The 18,202-nt window shown below is 41.7% G+C and carries 16 protein-coding genes; 14 read left to right on the top strand and 2 right to left on the bottom strand.

The genetic code is table 11. The features are described 5' to 3' along the window. Window position 1: 1 nt before the first annotated feature. Entirely contained in the window at window positions 2-931 is a 930-nt protein-coding gene (locus BUB77_RS27485; protein WP_073280379.1) for an ABC transporter ATP-binding protein, read from the bottom strand. Between the two features lie 295 nt (window positions 932-1,226). Here BUB77_RS27485 and BUB77_RS27480 point away from each other — a divergent pair, with 295 nt between their 5' ends. From BUB77_RS27480 to BUB77_RS27460, 5 genes are all read left to right on the top strand, one after another. Next, window positions 1,227-2,393 carry a sensor histidine kinase gene (locus tag BUB77_RS27480; protein WP_170866773.1) on the top strand — a complete coding sequence of 389 codons (1,167 nt, stop codon included), beginning with the start codon at window positions 1,227-1,229 and terminating at the stop codon, window positions 2,391-2,393. 256 nt (window positions 2,394-2,649) lie between these two features. Continuing rightward, on the top strand, window positions 2,650-3,306 hold the full coding sequence (locus BUB77_RS27475) for a response regulator transcription factor (RefSeq protein WP_073280377.1): 657 nt from the start codon (window positions 2,650-2,652) through the stop codon (window positions 3,304-3,306). 263 nt (window positions 3,307-3,569) lie between these two features. After that, complete coding sequence (locus tag BUB77_RS27470) at window positions 3,570-4,412, top strand: hypothetical protein (RefSeq protein ID WP_073280376.1); 843 nt, start codon at window positions 3,570-3,572, stop codon at window positions 4,410-4,412. A 55-nt stretch (window positions 4,413-4,467) separates the two neighbouring features. Then, window positions 4,468-5,631 carry an SGNH/GDSL hydrolase family protein gene (locus tag BUB77_RS27465; protein WP_073280375.1) on the top strand — a complete coding sequence of 388 codons (1,164 nt, stop codon included), beginning with the start codon at window positions 4,468-4,470 and terminating at the stop codon, window positions 5,629-5,631. 144 nt (window positions 5,632-5,775) lie between these two features. Continuing rightward, complete coding sequence (locus BUB77_RS27460) at window positions 5,776-6,726, top strand: ROK family protein (protein WP_073280374.1); 951 nt, start codon at window positions 5,776-5,778, stop codon at window positions 6,724-6,726. Between the two features lie 38 nt (window positions 6,727-6,764). Here the strand turns inward: BUB77_RS27460 and BUB77_RS27455 are convergent, their stop codons facing one another. Next, window positions 6,765-7,598: a MurR/RpiR family transcriptional regulator gene (locus tag BUB77_RS27455; protein WP_073280373.1), complete on the bottom strand. Its 834-nt coding sequence runs from the start codon at window positions 7,596-7,598 to the stop codon at window positions 6,765-6,767. A 539-nt stretch (window positions 7,599-8,137) separates the two neighbouring features. Here BUB77_RS27455 and BUB77_RS27450 point away from each other — a divergent pair. The 9 genes from BUB77_RS27450 (at window position 8,138) to BUB77_RS27415 (ending at window position 17,986) form a co-directional block, all read left to right on the top strand. After that, entirely contained in the window at window positions 8,138-9,979 is a 1,842-nt protein-coding gene (locus BUB77_RS27450; RefSeq protein WP_073280372.1) for a beta-N-acetylhexosaminidase, read from the top strand. Between the two features lie 61 nt (window positions 9,980-10,040). Then, window positions 10,041-11,363 carry an ABC transporter substrate-binding protein gene (locus BUB77_RS27445; RefSeq protein WP_073280371.1) on the top strand — a complete coding sequence of 441 codons (1,323 nt, stop codon included), beginning with the start codon at window positions 10,041-10,043 and terminating at the stop codon, window positions 11,361-11,363. 87 nt (window positions 11,364-11,450) lie between these two features. Then, on the top strand, window positions 11,451-12,335 hold the full coding sequence (locus BUB77_RS27440; RefSeq protein WP_073280390.1) for a carbohydrate ABC transporter permease: 885 nt from the start codon (window positions 11,451-11,453) through the stop codon (window positions 12,333-12,335). Next, window positions 12,325-13,152, top strand: a complete 828-nt coding sequence (locus tag BUB77_RS27435) for a carbohydrate ABC transporter permease (RefSeq protein WP_073280370.1) — start codon at window positions 12,325-12,327, stop codon at window positions 13,150-13,152. The genes BUB77_RS27440 and BUB77_RS27435 overlap by 11 nt, the downstream gene beginning before the upstream one ends. 2 nt (window positions 13,153-13,154) lie before the next feature. Next, entirely contained in the window at window positions 13,155-13,340 is a 186-nt protein-coding gene (locus BUB77_RS29660) for a hypothetical protein (RefSeq protein ID WP_139241345.1), read from the top strand. A 127-nt stretch (window positions 13,341-13,467) separates the two neighbouring features. Further along, window positions 13,468-14,688: an alpha amylase family protein gene (locus BUB77_RS27430; RefSeq protein ID WP_073280369.1), complete on the top strand. Its 1,221-nt coding sequence runs from the start codon at window positions 13,468-13,470 to the stop codon at window positions 14,686-14,688. Window positions 14,689-14,777: 89 nt separating this feature from the next. Then, window positions 14,778-16,283, top strand: a complete 1,506-nt coding sequence (locus BUB77_RS27425) for a DUF4127 family protein (protein WP_073280368.1) — start codon at window positions 14,778-14,780, stop codon at window positions 16,281-16,283. Window positions 16,284-16,307: 24 nt separating this feature from the next. After that, entirely contained in the window at window positions 16,308-17,291 is a 984-nt protein-coding gene (locus tag BUB77_RS27420; protein ID WP_330392714.1) for a CehA/McbA family metallohydrolase, read from the top strand. Further along, the gene (locus tag BUB77_RS27415) at window positions 17,291-17,986 is read left to right on the top strand and encodes an N-acetylmannosamine-6-phosphate 2-epimerase (RefSeq protein WP_073280389.1); all 696 of its coding nucleotides are present in this window, start codon (window positions 17,291-17,293) and stop codon (window positions 17,984-17,986) included. Before BUB77_RS27420 ends, BUB77_RS27415 begins: the two co-directional genes overlap by 1 nt. The last annotated feature ends 216 nt before the right edge of the window (window positions 17,987-18,202 follow it).

Genomic DNA, 18,202 nt, shown 5'->3' with positions numbered 1-18,202 from the left:
GCTAATCTCTTAGAGATTTTCCGGTTAATTGCAGGAAAATACTCTCCAGATTAATTTCATCATAACGAAAGCCTGTAAGGCGGATGCCGGAATTCTTTATATCATCCACAATATCCAGAACATTGGAACCGGGTGAAACAAGGAGTGTTATGGTATCCTTTTCTATGGAGGCCTTTCGGACGCCCTTTATACTTTCCAATTTGCCAAGGGCATCGGGGCTTGCCTTACCGAAGCTTGCAGTTAAGGTATCACAGGCATTTAAGTCTTGCTTCAGCCCATCCTTGGAGCCAAGGGCAATGAGCTTTCCATGATCTGCAATGCCGATTCTCTCACATAGATATTCCACTTCTTCCATATAGTGGCTAGTATAAACTACAGTCATCCCTTCTTCCTCATTCAAACGGCGGATAGTGTCCAATATATGGCTTCTGGACTGTGGGTCAATGCCCACAGTGGGCTCATCTAATATCAGCAGCCTTGGAGAATTCATAAGGGCAATGCCAAGATTAACTCTTCGTTTCATGCCGCCGGAATATTCTGAGATATCCTGATTTCTCCTGTCCGTAAGTTTTAGAATATCCAGAACCTCCGATACCCGCTGTTTTAAGCGGTTCCCATAGAGCCCGTAGAGGCTGCCGAAGAATTCAAGATTATCCTTTGCATTTAAGGATTGGTACAGTGCCAGCTCCTGAGGGACAATTCCCATCTGCTTTTTGCAATCGCAGGGTTTATCACCCAGAGAGATACCGCCGATAAAGATTTCACCCTTTGTAGGCTGTAATATGGTGCCGATCATAGATACAAGAGTGGATTTTCCGGCACCGTTGGGACCCAGAAGTCCGAATATTTCTCCCTTATTTACTTCAAAAGAAATATCATCTACGGCTGTAAAATCCTTGTATTTTTTCGTGATATTTTTTAACTGAAGCATTCTTTAACCTTCTTTCTTCCTGTTATGAAGGTATTCTACACCACAAAGGGGGAAGAAGCCTATTCACTATAGTACTCAATAAAACTATTACTTTGGTAATATACAGCATGTGCCGGGAACATGGTATAATATCGATAGATATTATACCGGCACCGAACGAAGTGAGTGCGCATAAACGGCACGAAGTGCCGCATACCATGGGAGCTTTGCGGACATGGTATAATAGCTTCAGAAGGAAGGCAGCTGCCGCAACCTGGGATAAGTCATGGGAGCCGGTGGAAAGAGGAGTAAGCAGATGGATTTTTTGCTATCTTTAAATAAAAGAAAATATATCTTTAAAATTATTTCAGCCTTTGTTACCATTCTTGCTTTTATGCGTATTCTGGAGAAGGAGGGTGCCTTAAGGGATATACTGGCAGTGCTGCTTTTGCTGTTTACAGTCAATAATTTTTACCGAAGGAACTATTTAAAAGACAAACGGGATATATGGTTTTCCCTATCCTATGGATTTAGTGTACTTATCCTTGGATGCTTTCATTATGAAATTTTATTTGTAGGAACCTATTTATTTAATATTATTTTGCTGATCGAGACAATAATCTTCACCGGTAAACTGAACAGACCTCTGTTAGCCTTCCATTTTGGGGTTTATCTGGCATCCCTCAGTGCACTTGTGGATTTTACCAGCTTAAAAAGTGCTTATGAGGATTATGTGGATATTCTGTTGAATTTCTTTATGCCATGCCTGATCATGCTATTATTCCGCAGTGTGCTGGGAGAGAAGATGAAATATGAAAACCTGAATAAAGAACTGGAGGAAGCCAACAGTACCTTAAAGGCCTATGCCGATAAAATAGAAGAGCTTGCCAAAACCCAGGAAAGAAACCGGATTGCCCAGGAGTTGCACGATTCCATGGGACATTCCCTGATGGCCCTGAATATGAATCTGGAGTATGCACAAAATGTTATGATTACAAAGCCGGATAAGGCATTGGAGGTCATACACAAAACCAGAAACATGACGAAGGACTGTGTCAGTGACCTAAGAAAAGTAGTCAGCCTGTTAAAGGATTCTTACCATACCGAGCAGTTAAGGGGAGCTATGAATGAGCTGTTCCATAATTTCAGGGAGAGCGGCAATATCAGATTTCATCTTAATATGGATGATTCCATAGAGGAGGAAGCTCCCGAAGTGAAAGACTGTATCTACAAGATTTCAAGAGAAGCAATAACCAATGGAATAAAACATGGGAAGGCAGCTTCCTTCACAATAGATATACTGGATAAACCGGAGGGAATTTATTTAAGGATTGAAAATAACGGCTCCGGCAGCAGGAATATTATAAAATCCAACGGGATAACCGGAATGGAAGAAAGAGTAAAGCTTTTAGGTGGGAAGATGGAAATCACCTCCGGGAAAGAAGAAGGCTTTTGTGTTGATATTAATATACCCAAATTGTAAATTTGCGAAATACATGGGAGTTAATGTGAAATAAAAGACATTTCACATCCTGATTTATAGCAGTGCCACATCTGCAAGCAGATGCAGCATGCAATGGGAGCTGCAAATTTAAAAAGTAATTTTCACTATCTATTTAAGCAGTTTCACAAGTAAACTTGTGAAATGCGCAGGAGGTAATGTGAAAATTAGAATGCAATTTTCACTATCTATTTAGGCAGTTTCACAAGTAAACTTGATAAATGCACGGGAGAATAATATGATTAAAGTTATGATTACGGATGATCAGGAAATTGTCAGAGAAGGCTTGAAGATGATTCTGAGCATGGGAGAGGAAATTGAGATTATTGGGGAAGCCTGTAATGGAAAGGACCTTCTTGATAAGCTTACCGGATTATTTCCTGAGGTTATTCTTATGGATATCAGAATGCCGGTCATGGATGGGATTGAAGCCACCAGAACGGTAAAGGAAAAGTATCCCCATATTAAAATAATCATCCTTACGACCTTTTACGAGGACAACTATATATTTGATGTGTTGAAAAATGGTGCTGACGGATATATCTTAAAGGACTCCAGCTCGGCAGAAATTACCCGCTCCATCATAGCTGTCTGTGAGGGAAATGTTTTATTAAACCCCAAGGTGGCCGCAAAGGTAGTAAAAGCCCTGGATGCTGTGATGGACAGCCAAGACCCGGCACCTGCAGAGGAGGCATTAAACCTTCTTAGCCTTTTGACCCAAAGGGAATGGGAAGTGGCAGAGCATATCTTAAAGGGAAAGAGCAACCGGGTAATCGGTGAGGATATGTTTGTAACGGAAGGCACTGTTAAGAACTATGTATCAAGAATCCTGGAAAAGCTCCAGCTGAACAGCAGAGCGGAGCTTATCCTGTATTTACAGAAAGTACGGCGTTAAAAGGGCTGCATTTTATAGTGAACCATTTTCATTTCAATTAACTTATTAATCAGTTCTTTCTTATAACCATTCCAGCTGTTTTGGGATGGCTGTCAATATGTTTGAAAATAGAAAGAAAATTACGGATTGAAAATAGAAAGAAAATAACGGGATGGTTATAAAATGGAAAGTAATTTCAGAAAGAGCGGGGAATATTGAAAATAAAAACAGCAGGCGATATAATAACTGCATCAAAACAACATACAATATCGAGGATAATAAATATGAATGGAAAAGATGTAATGCATACTGCTGATACCCCGGAGAAACCAATCACAAATCTTGGATTCACCAACAGCGGACGGTATAAGGGAGATAATGACGGTCCTGCCTATGTGGTTTATTCAAAAATCGGATATAGCAAAGCTTCCTTTGAATTCAAATTGAGCCGGATTAAGTTAAATATGAGACGTAAGAGTGATCAGAGGTGGACAAACAGCTATATTTTCCTGGGCGTGGATGTCTACGATGAAAAGGAAGAATTCTTAAATTGTATTGATGCTGGTTTTTGCTATTCAGGGGGTGCACTTAATTGGCACCTCTTCTATAACCTTCTGAATACGAATCAGAAAGTATCCTGGTATGAATCACCGGTCGCCCTGGAGGAGACACATGATTACCGGCTGATTTTGGATTGCTCCGGGAAAGATGCCATGGCAGTATTAACGATTATTGATATAACAGAGAATGAAAAAATTGTTGATACGGCAGAATTTGAAGTAATGTATGCGAAGAAGGACGGCAGCAATCTTAGTATGTATCAGGACTATGCCATTGATTTTCCCGATGATATCAAAAAGGATAGAATGGGTGAGGACTCCGCCGATGATTGGGAAGAAATCACGCTGTATAATACCGATGAGGATATTTATCTGAATAATATTGCAATACAGGATGCCAAATTGTACTCACCCGAAGGAGAATATACCTGGACTAAGGAACGGACCAATGACCGTTTTATGTGGCCCCATACCCAGTATAAGAAAATTGATTATGCATGCACAAGTATACGGGAACAGAAAATGGACAGTGAGCTTCTTCTGGATTTGGATATGAATCACCGTTAGAGGAAGAGAGACAGGGATAAATTATGCGGAGATAGATTAACGCGGAGATAGATCAATGCAGGGTATGCGCAGACCTGCTTTCCAGATCGGTAAGGTAAAAATAGCGTACAGTCTGGAAGAAATGAGGATTATGGCCATGAGTGAACAAATAAAAAAGGAGTATTTTCCGGAAGAATTAAGCATCCGATTGTCAGGCCGCACCCTATACCGTGACAATGCTCTTTATTTATTACATGGGGCAAGCTTTCTGGAATTTGAATTTGAAGGCAGACTGCTTGAAGCGGAGCTGGAATCAGAAGGCGGGGAAGAAGATTACCAGGCATGGATTGGTGTTTACGTGAATGACATGGATAATCCCTGCCGCCGGATTAATCTGAAAGGCGGAAGACAGCGCTATCCCTTGTGGGAAAGTGATAAAACGGAGAAAGTGCGGCTTAGAATTGTTAAGCTTTCAGAAAGCCAGTATGCCTATACGGCAATCAATAAGCTTATAATGAATGAGAAGGCACAGGTTCATAAAACCCCCGGAAAGAAAAAGCGGATAGAAATAATAGGAGATTCCATTACCTGTGGTTTTGGGAATGAGGGAAAGGCCGAAGATGTATTTAAAACGGGAACAGAAAACCCATTAAGGGCATACGGAGTGCTGGCAGCTGAAAAATTGGACTGTGATTTCACACTGGCAGCCTGGAGCGGAATAGGAATCATCTCAAGCTGGATTCCTCCGGAGGAGGAAGAGCCAAATACAAAGGTGCTGGCACCGGTCATATATCCTTATGTGGACTACGGCCTATTTCACAGAAAAGGCTGGGTTCCCAATGAGCTGTACGATTATGAAAGGGATAACTGTGACGTCCTTGTACTTAATCTTGGAACAAACGACGCCAGCTATACAAGAGAGGATGCCGAACGCAGGAAGGCTTTTCAGACAGCCTATCTGGAATTTTTAAGGTATTTACGAAGCATTCATAAAAATAAACCGATTATCTGTACCTCCAATGCCTTAACGGACCTGCTGAATCCTGAAATTGAGGCGGCGGTTGAAACAATGCGGAAAGAAGAGCAGGACGGACTTATCTTTCATATGGCCTTTTCACAGCAGGAGGCGGAAGACGGGGAAGGGGCTGTTGGTCACCCGTCTCTCATAAGACATGAAAAAATGGCGGAGCAACTAGCTGACTGGATCAGAAGGAAAGGAATTCTTTCTGATATCAGTTGAATATTAGTTTTTCTCTTTTAAATATAATAGAATCAGGCTTTCATGGAATTTTGCGTCTGATATAGGTCAACATACTTAAAGCAGCTTGATATAGAAAACCGAACAGACAGAGGCTGGAAGCAGAATATAAAGGAGGTCACTATCATGAATTATATAGGAATAGATATCGGAGGAACACAGGTTAAAATAGGAATTGTGGATGAACATGGGGCAGTGGGCAAATCCTCAGCCTATGATGTGGCCTTTGATGGCTATGATACTCCCATCATTGATACGGTGATTGCTAAATTATCTGAGTTCATGCAGGAAAACAAGCTGGAGAACAATCAGATACGCGGAATCGGCGTGTCGGCAACCGGGCAGATAGATACAAAAGAAGGTAAGGTAGCCGGAGCGGCCGGGCATATCAAAAACTGGGAAGGCTGCAATATACGGGAATGCATCAAAAAGGTTTATCCCGGGCCTGTCACTGTCATGAATGACGCAAACTGCGCAGCATTGGCAGAACAGTGGGTTGGCGGGGCAAAAGATGCCCTGGATGCTGTGGTTGTAACCATTGGGACGGGGGTTGGCGGCGGAATTATCGCAAATTCGGAAATTCTATGCGGAACTGCCGGAGGTGCAGGAGAAATAGGGCATTTTACCATCCGTAATAACGGAAAAAGGTGCAGCTGCGGCAACAGAGGCTGCTATGAACAATATGCTTCTACAACTGCGCTGGTAAGAATGGTGAAGCAGGCACAGAAAGCGGGAAGATTGAAAAGCGGCCTGCTGGACAGCTGTGATATAAACGGCCGTACAATATTCGAAGCTGCGGGCAGAGACAGGTATCTGGATGAAATTCTTGACAAATGGATTGGCTATGCAGCGGACGGACTTGCCAGCATCATACATATCTTCAGTCCAAAGGTAGTATTAATTGGCGGAGGTGTGAGCGCACAAAAGGAAAAGTTCATAGAGCCTTTACGAGTTAAGGTATTGAGCCGTATTATGCCCACCTATGCAAAAACAGTGACGATTGAAGCAGCCACACTGGGGAATGCTGCGGGTATGGTCGGGGCAGTTTATTATTGCATAAAGCATGGAGAAGCCTAAAGAGTCAGAATAATCTTAACTTATCCGCAGCACCTATCTTATTTTTCATTTTGGGTCACGTTTAATGCGGATAGGGTCTCCTTGTGCTTTTGGGCCTTGAAAAAGGAGTCATTTTCAAAATAATAGGTATAGAAGACGTCTATCATGACCAATATAGGAAATTGAGGCGAAATCATAGTACCGCTGTCCAGATCCTTGGACATGGCAACGTAGAGCACTTCGTCACAATATTCACTTTCTTTCACATTCTTATTGGCAGTTATCAGCACGACCTTGGCATTCCGTTTTTTTGCCAGACGGATGCCTGCAAGGATTTCCTTTGTTTTTCCGCTTAAGGATATGGCAATCACCAGGTTTTCTTCATCCACCAGGGCAGAATTCATTTGTATCATCTGGGAATCCGTAATGGCTTCCACATACAGTCCGGTCCGCATAAAGCGGAGCCTGAACTCATTGGCCACAAAGCCGGAGCTTCCCATTCCGTACACACAGACTCTTTTACACTGGTTGACCAGGTTAGCAATGCGCTTCATCTGGGGTTCATCCAGTAGTTCATAGCTTTCATCAAATAATTTCAGGTAATTATCATGGACCCGCATTGCCAAAGCGCTGAAATCTTTTTCCTGCACACTGGCAGACAGGTCCTTCTTATAATCAAAAATAAACTCTCTGAACCCCTTATAACCGCATTTTTTAGCAAAGCGGGATAAGGTAGCTTCCGAAACATATAAAAGCTTGGAGATATTCCTGGAATTGAAATCAATTACCTTAGTATTGCTCAGGAAAAAATCCGCCACGCTTTTCTCAACAGGTGTCAGTTCATCATAGATTTTTAAAATGTTCTGTTTTACTTCTTTGAGAGTATATTTCATAATCCTGTGACACATCCTTCTATTTGAAAGTAACTTTCTATTGAGGGGTTCCTTATGACACTTAAATGGCAGCCATTATGACTAGGCTAAATTACACCAGTGTTTGAGCTCATATTGTTAATATAACCAGTAATTGTGAAGCGAGTTTGGTGCAATTTAACCTTCCAGGAATAATGGTTGGCATTTTAGTGGAATTGGAACCGCGAACAGAAAATTCCGGAACGGAACCAGAAACCATCGTCCGTTTCCAAAGACTTAAATTCAAGGAGGGCTTAACCGTAACCATTTTGCAAGTTTACTTGTAAAACTGCCTGACATATATCTGATTATATCCGAAATAATGCATCTCTACAAGACACCGGCAATATGAATTATGACTATTTCTGAAAATTGATTTTACTTTCATAAAATTACCCGATGAAACAAATTACGTAACTACTTTCTGTATGGCCCGAAAGTATTGAAACGGCTGGTTTTCTTGCTATAATTAAGACTAACAAAGGGGATTGAAACCGGGAAAGAGGCGAAGGAGATTGATATTGAATTACAGTGGGTGCAGGAAAGAGATACAGGATATACTGAAGGAAGTAAAGGACATTGTAAATGTCTGTTCAGACGGAAAGGGCATCAGCCTGGCCGCCGAGGAATGGGTAGAAAATGGATATTTAATTACAAAGAATGCTTCTGAAGTTGTAATTAAATATCATAGAAAGTCCGATTTCTGCAGAGCGCTTTTGATGCTCTGTAATAAGGAGGGGGAAGATAACTGGCTGCACAGGGAAAAATCCTCTTTTGATGAATTTGGTGTCATGCTGGATTTTTCAAGAAATGCGGTAATGAATTTGGAAAAGACAAAGCTGTTCATCCGGACAGTTGCTCTTATGGGCTATAATTTTGTGGGCCTGTACATGGAAGATACCATAGAGATACCGGAAGAGCCCTATTGGGGATACATGCGTGGCGCTATGACCGCCAGTGAGCTGAAAGAAATTGATGAATATGCGGCAATATTTGATATAGAAATCAGGGCATATATACAGACGCTGGCCCATGTAAACCAGATTACCAGGTATGAGGAGTATCAGGAGATTATCGATACAAATGATATTCTTCTGGCAGGAGAAGAAAGAACCTACCAGCTGATAGAAAATTTAATCAAGGCGGTTTCAGAGAACTTAAACAGCCGGAAGATTAATATCGGTATGGATGAAGCTCATATGGTAGGGCTTGGCAAGTATCTGGATAAGCATGGATATTCCGACCGGTTCAAGATCATGGAGGAGCATTTGAACCGCGTTCTGGCTATTTGCCGTAAATACGGCTTGCAGGTGCAGATGTGGAGTGATATGTTTTTCCGTTTGGCCTATGGCGGAGAATATTATGTGAAAGAAGATACAATGGCAGCTTCCTTAAATATACCGCCGGATGTGGAACTTGTGTATTGGGATTATTACTCCTGTGACAAAGAACGCTATGACAGGATGCTAAAGAACCATCTAAAGATAGCGGACCGTGTTGGCTTTGCAGGAGGTGCCTGGAAATGGACAGGTTTTGCTCCTCATAATGCCTACAGCCTGGAAATTGGAAAAGCGGCCATCGAGGCCTGCAAGGAGAACGGTATCAAATCCGTTGTTATTACCGCCTGGGGAGACAACGGAGGAGAAGCAAGCAGCTTTTCCATCCTTCCGGCTCTTTATGCGGATGCGGAATTTCATTATGCAGGAAGCTTTGAACCCTCCAAATTTAAATTCCTTACGGGAATGACATTTGATGAATTTATGCAGATAGAATCAGCGAACCTTTTTTCAAAGGATACCACCATACATAATAATGCAAGCAAGTATCTGCTTTATAATGATGTATTCCTGGGCACCTTTGATACGGTCATCTTTGAAGGAATTTCGGAATTCTACCAAAATGCCGCATTGCAGCTGGAAAAATTAAGTACCAATAAAAATTATGGATATCTGTTCGATACCCAGTCAAAGCTTTGCACGGTATTGCAGCATAAAGCGGACTTGGGCCACCGTATCAAGGCTTTCTATGATAAAGGGGACAGGCAGCAGCTATCAGGAATAGAAGAGGAAGAGATTCCGGCAATATTAAAAGCACTGGAGGAATTCTATCAGGCTTTTGAAGCACAATGGGAGAAGGAGAATAAGCCCTTTGGCTTTGAAGTGCAGTGCATTCGCATAGGCGGCTTACAAAAGCGTCTGGAATATGTAAAGAGGCAATTAAAAGCTTACGTTTCCGGCGAAAAAGAAAAAATAGAAGAACTGGAAGTGGAAAGAAGAGCATTTCATTACTATGCGGAAGAAGATATCAGCAAAATAAATTATAATTTATGGCGCGAAATTGTATCACCCGGAGATATGGGCTAAAGGATAACGGAGCAGAGGAACTGCTTGTTATAAATATTTTAAATTAAAGGAGGATAATTATATGAAAAAAGTAATTAGCTTATGCCTGGTATTTGTTCTTTCACTTACTATGCTGTATGGCTGCGGAAGCAATAAGGCAAAAGAGGATACTTCAGCAGGAAATCAGACAGGAAATCAAACAGAGGATCAGACAAAGGCTACAACAGAACCTACGGAAGCAGCAAAGCCTGTTACAATCGAGTTCTGGACTATTTCACTCCAGCCGACATTTACAGATTTCTTTAACGGCTTGATCAAAGAGTATGAAAAAGAAAATCCCAATGTAACAGTTAACTGGACCGATTTACCCTACGATGCTATTCAGGAGAAATTAGTAACAGCTGCTGCCGGCGGTACTTCCCCGGATGTCGTTAACTTAAATACACAGATGGCTTTAACACTTGCCGGAAAAGGTGCCCTGACTGATCTGAACAAAGAAGCAACAGAGGATCAGAAGAACATCTATGTAGAAAGCTTATATGACTCTGCAAAAATCGGTGATTCCGTATATGCATTTCCCTGGTATGCGTCACCAAGTATCATGTTCTACAATAAGGAATTATTCAACAAAGCAGGTATAACAGAAATACCTTCCAACTATCAGGCTTCCTTTGACATGGCAAAGAAGATGAAAGACGCTACTGGAGCTTACCTTTATAATCCTTCCGAATTCTTCAACATGTTGTTCCAGGAAGGTATCCCCATCTTAAGTGATGATAAGACCAAAGCTGCTTTTAATACACCTGATACCGCTGCATTATTACAGAACTACAAAACAATGACAGATGCCGACTATCTGCCTAAGACAAACTGGGGCAAGTGGGATAATGAATTAAAATTATTTGAGACAGGCAAATTAGCAATCATCAGCTCTACCGGTTCTACTTTATCAAGAATCAAGGACGAAGCTCCGGATGTTTATAAGAACATTGGTATTGCTGAACCTCTTACAGGCAAAACCGGATTAAGCCAGAATGCACTTATGAATCTTGTTGTACCGGAAGCCAGCAAGAACCATCAGGAAGCTATTAAATTTGCAGCCTATATTACAAATGATGCAAGCCAGCTGGCTTTCTGTAAGGAAGTTGCTATATTCCCTTCCACAAAAGCTGCAATGGAAAATGATTATTTCGTTTCTGACACCTCAACCTTAGAAGGTATCGCCAGAAAGATGTCAGTAGATGTAAGCAAGAAATCCATGGACTATTCTTTAGGCATGGAAGGCCAGGGAGAAATCTCGGGCGCTGTAAATAAAGTGTATGAAGCAGTTATTACCAGCAATGGTGATATTCAGTCTGCACTGGATAAGCAGGAAAAAGCTGTTAATTCTATTTTACAGAAGTAATTTATAATGAAGTACCTCGGGTTCAAGGAGGTCAGGAGTATTCCCGGAAATGCTTCGGGAATACTCCCAATAAAAAGGGAGGTATTTATGAAAGTAAAGACCAGGCAAACTATAAAAGCATATCTATTTATGGCACCGGCACTTTTCATGATAATTGTCTTTGTTTTCGTTCCGATTATCGGAAGTTTACCATTAATGTTTTTTGACTATTCTGTATTGGGAAAAACCAAGTTTATCGGCTTGGATAATTTTAAACGTGCATTTAGTGATCCGGAATTCTGGATATCGATTAAGAACTCTATTGTATTTGTCGCAGTAGTACCTGTTATACAAATATTATCCATACTTTTAGCTTTACTTGTAAATAGAAAATTAAAGGGAATGGCAATATTCCGTACTTTGATATATATTCCGGTAATTACTTCAATGGTTGCAGTGTCTATTATCTGGGGATTTTTATTTGATCCCAGCGGTGTGATCAATACTGTATTAGTAGATGCAGGTATTATAAAAAGTCCATTAGGCTTTCTGTCCGATGGAAAGACTGCAATGCTATGCATAATGTTCATTACCATATGGCAGGGACTTGGCTACTTTATGATGCTTTATTTAGCAGGGCTTCAATCAGTTCCGCCGGAATTGGAAGAAGCAGCAATTGTAGATGGAGCAAATAAGTTTCAGACCCTGGTTAAAATAAAAATGCCTATGTTAAAGCCATATATCTGGTTCTGTTCTCTTAACTCAGTAATATCAGCAGTCGGAGTATTTGATGTCGTATATGTACTAACCAAAGGCGGACCTTACAATGCCACACTGGTTATGAATTACTATTCCTACACGAAGGCATTTACCGATTTTGAATTCGGTTATTCCGCTGCCATTGGTGCTGTTCAGGCAGTTATCACTTCACTTCTCAGTATTATAGTTTTTGTTTACGGTAAAAAAGGAGGAGGCATGACATATGGTGATTAAGAAAAGAAAAAAAATAGTAAATACGACACTCACATACATAGGTCTGATTTTGATTTCCTGTATATGTGCAGGTCCCTTTATATGGATGCTTTCTACTTCCTTTAAAACAGGTCAGAATATTTATGACTTGAACATTTTTGTATCGAACCCTACCTTGTCAAATTATACCGGAGTTTTTGAATTTTTATCAGTTCCGAAATATATAGGAAATACCCTGGTAATTACAGTCAGCTCCATTGCAATGGATGTTGTTTTTGCAGCTCTTTGTGCTTATCCTCTGGCCTGTATGGAGTTTAAGGGGAAAAAATTCATTATGGGAGCATTGATTTCTTCCATGATTATCCCGGCAGCAGCGGGTATGATTATCAACTATTTAATTATCAGCAAAGTTCATTTGCTGAACTCCCTGGTCGGTGTTATTTTACCAGGTTCCGTTAAAGTGTTCAGTATTATCCTGTTACGGCAGTCCTATATGGGAATACCAAAGGAAATGATAGAGGCAGCCAGAATCGACGGGGCAAAAGAAACCAGAATCTGGTGGCAGATTATGATGCCCGGTATCATGCCATCCATCAGTACCATTGTAATCTTTGACTTTATCGGCAGATGGAATGAATTCCTGTGGCCCATCATTGTATTGCAGGATCCCAAGAAGTATCCCCTGGCAACGGCATTGCAGTATCTTAACGGCAGCTTTAACTACAAATTCGGCTATATCGCCGCGGGAACCGTTATATCAATAATCCCGATTATTATCGTATTCCTGCTATGTCAGAAAAATTATATCGAAGCCATTAGTGGTGCTGTAAAGGGCTAAGTTTGAAAATTAAAAAGCAATTTTCAAACACAAGATTGCGCCTGCGAAATCCTCGGCCCAATCTTGCAGCGCGTTGGGAGGGCATGGCGGCTAAGTTTGAAAATGAAAAAGCAATTTTCAAACACAAGATTGCGCCTGCGAAATCCTCGGCCCAATCTTGCGGCGCGTTGGGAGGGCATGATAGTTAGTGTGAATTATTGAAAAGCATAATTCACACCCTGATTGGCGGCAGTGCCACATCTGCAAGCAGATGCGGCATGCAATGGGAGCTAGTGTGAAATCCTTAATATAAACTTGAGGTGCACGGAGGTAGGTATGAACTCAAATTATTATATTTGGATAGAGATTGAAGCCAATAAAAGAACCATTACAGATGCCGGTAAATTCCGCCAGGCGATGGAAAAATGCAGGAATGCAGGGATTGGTGCAGTAATTTTAAGTGTAAAGGATACCACGGGCTTTGCAATATATGAAAGTAAGATAGCACCTCATTACTCGGAATATGATGGAGCCTTTGAAGCAAAGGATTATCTTGTGGAATGTCTCGAAACTGTTCACAGCCTTGGAATGAAGTTTTATGCTTCCGTTGATGTCTTTGCAGAGGGAAGGAAGGAAAACCCCCATCCTAACATGCCAGCGTACCGGAATACAGCCTGGCAGACTTCTGTATATGGCATCAATGATGCAAATGAAATGGTGATTCAGCCCATATCAGAGAAAGCTGCCATACGAACAGAAGGCAGTATCGATGATTTCCAGGAGCTGTTCGTCAATCCGGCAAATGATGAAGTACGTGAATACGAGTTGTCCCTGTTAAAGGAGATAATGACTAATTATGAAATTGACGGCATCACCCTGGACCGTGTCCGCTTTGTAGGCTTGGGCTCGGATTTCAGTCCTGTTACAAAGAAGAAATGGGAGCAGTATATCGGCAGGGAACATAACTGGCCGGAAGATATTTACCGTTTCAGGGAGAAGGACGGAAAGCAGGAAATTGAGTATGGAAGCCTGTTCGGAGAATTTCTGACCTTCCGGGCAGGCATCATAAGCAGCTTTATAGAAAAGGTAAGAAGGCTTGTAGACGCACAGCCCGGAAAGATAGAATTCTGGGACTACACAGGGTCCTGGTACCCGTTATATTACCAGGTTGGGGCAAACTGGGCATCAAGAAATTATGATACATTAGAATATCCGTGGGTGGACACGGAAAAATACAGGAAAACCGGATATGCAGAGCAGCTGGATGGTTTAATGTCTGGGTTCTATTATTCCTATGTGACAGAGCAGGAGGCAAAGGAGGCAGACCAGCCGGCTTACTGGTACAGCGTAGAGGGTTCGGGAAGAATAGCCAGTCAGGTTACAAGGAATGCTGTTCCGGTGGTGGGCAGCTTATTCTTAGCCCAGTACCGTGACAGCCTGGGAGCTATGACGGAAGCGGTAAACATGTGCTTTCAGACATCTTCCGGCTGTATGCTGTTTGACTTATCCTATTTGGTAGAAAACGATTGGTGGAGGTATGTATCCATAAACAACTAGAAGGATTTGGAATTAAATTGTTTTAATTTTAAACCGATGAATGTTAATATGGGTATGTGGCATGAAATTTTGAAGCAGAGGTAAAAGGTATGAAAAAGAAAATTGTATTACTCCCATTAGATGAGAGGCCTTGTAATTATATTTTCCCAAATCGTTTGTTTGCACATGATGATATTGATATCGTGCTTCCGAAAAGCCTAGGAAATAAAAAACAGCCGGCAGATGTAGGAAAGATAGCGGAATTTTTAAAGACTGAATGCAGGAATGCAGACGGCCTGGTGCTTTCCGTGGACATGATGCTTTACGGCGGCTTGATACCATCAAGAATCCATTATGCACAAGCAGATGAACTGAAAGAATTGGCAGCATTGGTGAAGACCTTAAAAAAAGAGAATCCCAGGCTCTTAATCTATGCATTCCAGGTAATTATGCGCTGCCCCGATTATTCCAGCGATGACGAAGAGCCGGATTACTATGAAACCTATGGAAAAATGATACATAAGGCAGGGGATGTTATTCATAGGAACCGCCTCGGCATTTGCGACGGGGAAGATTTAAAAAACATCTTAAGCCAAATCGACAGGGAAAAGCTTAACGATTATGTATCAAGAAGAGAATGCAACCGGGAATGCAACTATCTAATGATAGATTATGTAAAGCAGGGCTGGCTTGACTCCCTTGTGATACCCCAGGATGATTCCGCTGCTTATGGATATGCGGCAATGGACCAGGAAGCAGTCCGCATTAAGATTGCAGAAGAGGGGTTAATGGACCGGATTCTCATGTATCCGGGAGCGGATGAGGTAGCAATGACGCTGCTGTCAAGAATGGTTAATACGATTTACAAGAAAAAGCCCAAGGTTTACGTAAAATATGCAAGTGAGGCATCAAAGGCAATATTGCCGTTATATGAAGGTAATTCACTGGAAACGACAATTAAGTATCAGATACTTTCCGCAGGATGCCAGCTGACGGATTCCTATGAAAATTCCGATATCATTCTTGCTGTCACAGCTCCTTCCGATAAGATGGCGGAAGCGGAAGCACAGCCCTTTATATCAAAAGGATACTGCGTAGAGCGGAATATTCCGGAATTGATTGATTTTATAAAGATGAGAATCGCAGAGGGCAGAATCGTAACAATAGCGGACAATGCCTATGCAAATGGAGGAGAACTCCAGCTGATTCAGCTTCTGAACCAGAACCGCCTTCTTGATAAAGTGGCTGGGTATGCCGGCTGGAATACCTCCGCAAATACACTTGGAACGGCTATTGCAGAAGGGGTCGACTGCTGGCATTATGGAAAAACAGCAGGGCATATGCGCTTTTTGGCTGAAAGATATATTGAAGACGTGGGCTATTGTTCTGTTGTAAGAAAGAATATTACAAGTGATTTATATAAATATGGAATGAATTACTTTGATATTAAAGAAAGAGATGGGGTAATCAGCAAAAGAGTGAAGGAAGAATTACAATTGTATATGGAAAGCTACCTTTCGTCTATTAATGCCGCCATTTCTTTGGATAAGGTATGGATGCCCTGGAGCAGAATGTTTGAAGTCGGAATTGATGCTTCTTATTCATACAACCAATAAGCTGAAAAGAGGGGGGAGATTTTGGTGAACGTGGATGGTTTTTCAAAGAGTGGAAACTGGCATAAAGGAAACCTGCATAGCCATACAACAAATTCCGACGGAAATTTCACACCGCAGGAAGCCGTAAAGGAATTCAAGAAGCAGGGATATTCCTTTTTATGTATCAGTGACCATAACTTATATACCGATTACAGGGAGAAGCTTGGCGAAGAAGATTTTCTTATTCTTCCCGGAGTAGAAGCAGCTGCTGTTCTTTTTGACGCAAACAACATTTGTAAAAAGGTCCATCATATGAATGGAGTTTTAGGCAGCAGGGCAATGCAGGAAAAAGCAGAGAAACACTACAAACACAGGGAGGCAGTAGGACCCTTTGTCTATTATGGAAAATGGGACGGTGCAAAGGCCGCTTCCGATATGGCAAAGGAATTACACAGCAGGGGATGCTTTGTTACTTACAATCATCCAATATGGTCCAGAGTGGATGCAGAAGAGTTTATCACAGAAGATTTTGAGATACTGGAGATTTTTAATTATAATACGCAAAATGAAAGTGAAACAGGGTATGACACAACTTATTGGGATGTCATGCTCAGGAAAGGAAGGCAGGTTCTGGCAGATGCTTCCGACGATAACCACAATGCAGGCGATTTTGATGATGCATTCGGCGGGTATATCGTTGTAAAGGCAAAAGCTCTGACCCATGATGATATCGTTGATGCAATCCTTTCAGGAAATTACTATTCCTCCTCCGGCCCTGAAATATACAGCTGGGGAATCAAAGACGGAAAAGCATATATTACGTGCAGTGCATCGGAAAGAATTAATTTTATAGCAGATGGATTTGTGGGAGCAGGAACTTCATTTGTAGCAAAATCCGATAATAATTTGCTGCAGGAGGCAGCCTTTACCCTTACGGGAAATGAAAATTATATCAGAGCAGAGTGCAGAGATTTATTTGGGAAAAAAGCATGGACTAACCCAATCTATATAGAACACCAAGGAAGGTGATAACAGTGAGCAGAAACGAACAAATACTACAAAAAATTAAAGGCGGATTAATCGTATCCTGCCAGGCTCTGAAGACGGAGCCCCTGTATAGTTCCTATATTATGTCAAGAATGGCCTTTGCGGCGAAGGAAGGCGGCGCTGCAGGAATCCGTGCCAATACGCCAGAGGATATCAGGGAAATAAAGAAGGCGGTGGATTTACCCATCATTGCCTTGTATAAGGTGGATTATCCCGATTCTCCTATCTACATTACGCCGACAGAAAAGGAAGTGGAGGAGTTAATCGAGGTAAATTCTGAAATTATTGCCCTGGATGCCACCAACCGAGTACGCCCTGGCGGCATGTCACTGGATGAATTTTTTGGAAAAATAAGAAAAAAGTATCCAGATCAATTGTTTATGGCGGATTGTGCAACCTTTGAGGAAGGCATGCATGCACAGGAAATCGGCTTTGATATCGTAGGAACTACTATGAGCGGATATACGGAAGATACCAAGGGAGTCAGTTTGCCCAATCATACCATGATCAAGCGGCTGGGGGATGCCCTGAATGTGCCGCTGATTGCGGAGGGCGGTATCTGGGAGCTGCAGGATTTAAAACTGGTGGTGAAAGAAAAGGTTCATGCTGTGGTTATAGGTTCAGCAATTACCAGGCCAAGAGAAATCACAGCAAGGTATGTAAAAGCTATTTCATGATTTGGGGGGGCAAAGGGAGGGGCTTTCAAAAGGGGACGGCAATTTGTACAAACCAGAAAGACTCATGCTTCGATTCCAAGGTATAAGAAGTCCTAATTCTCTGAATATTTTGTGCTGGACATATTATCAAACAGATAACTCGCTACGCTCAAACAATCTGTTTGATAATATAGCACAAAATCTTCAGAGAAAAGGACTTCTAATACCTTTCCATAG

Source organism: Anaerocolumna jejuensis DSM 15929 (assembly GCF_900142215.1).
In the GTDB taxonomy this organism is placed as follows: domain Bacteria; phylum Bacillota; class Clostridia; order Lachnospirales; family Lachnospiraceae; genus Anaerocolumna; species Anaerocolumna jejuensis.
Note: the sequence above shows the minus strand (reverse complement) of the source record. Positions and strands in the feature narration are given on the sequence as shown.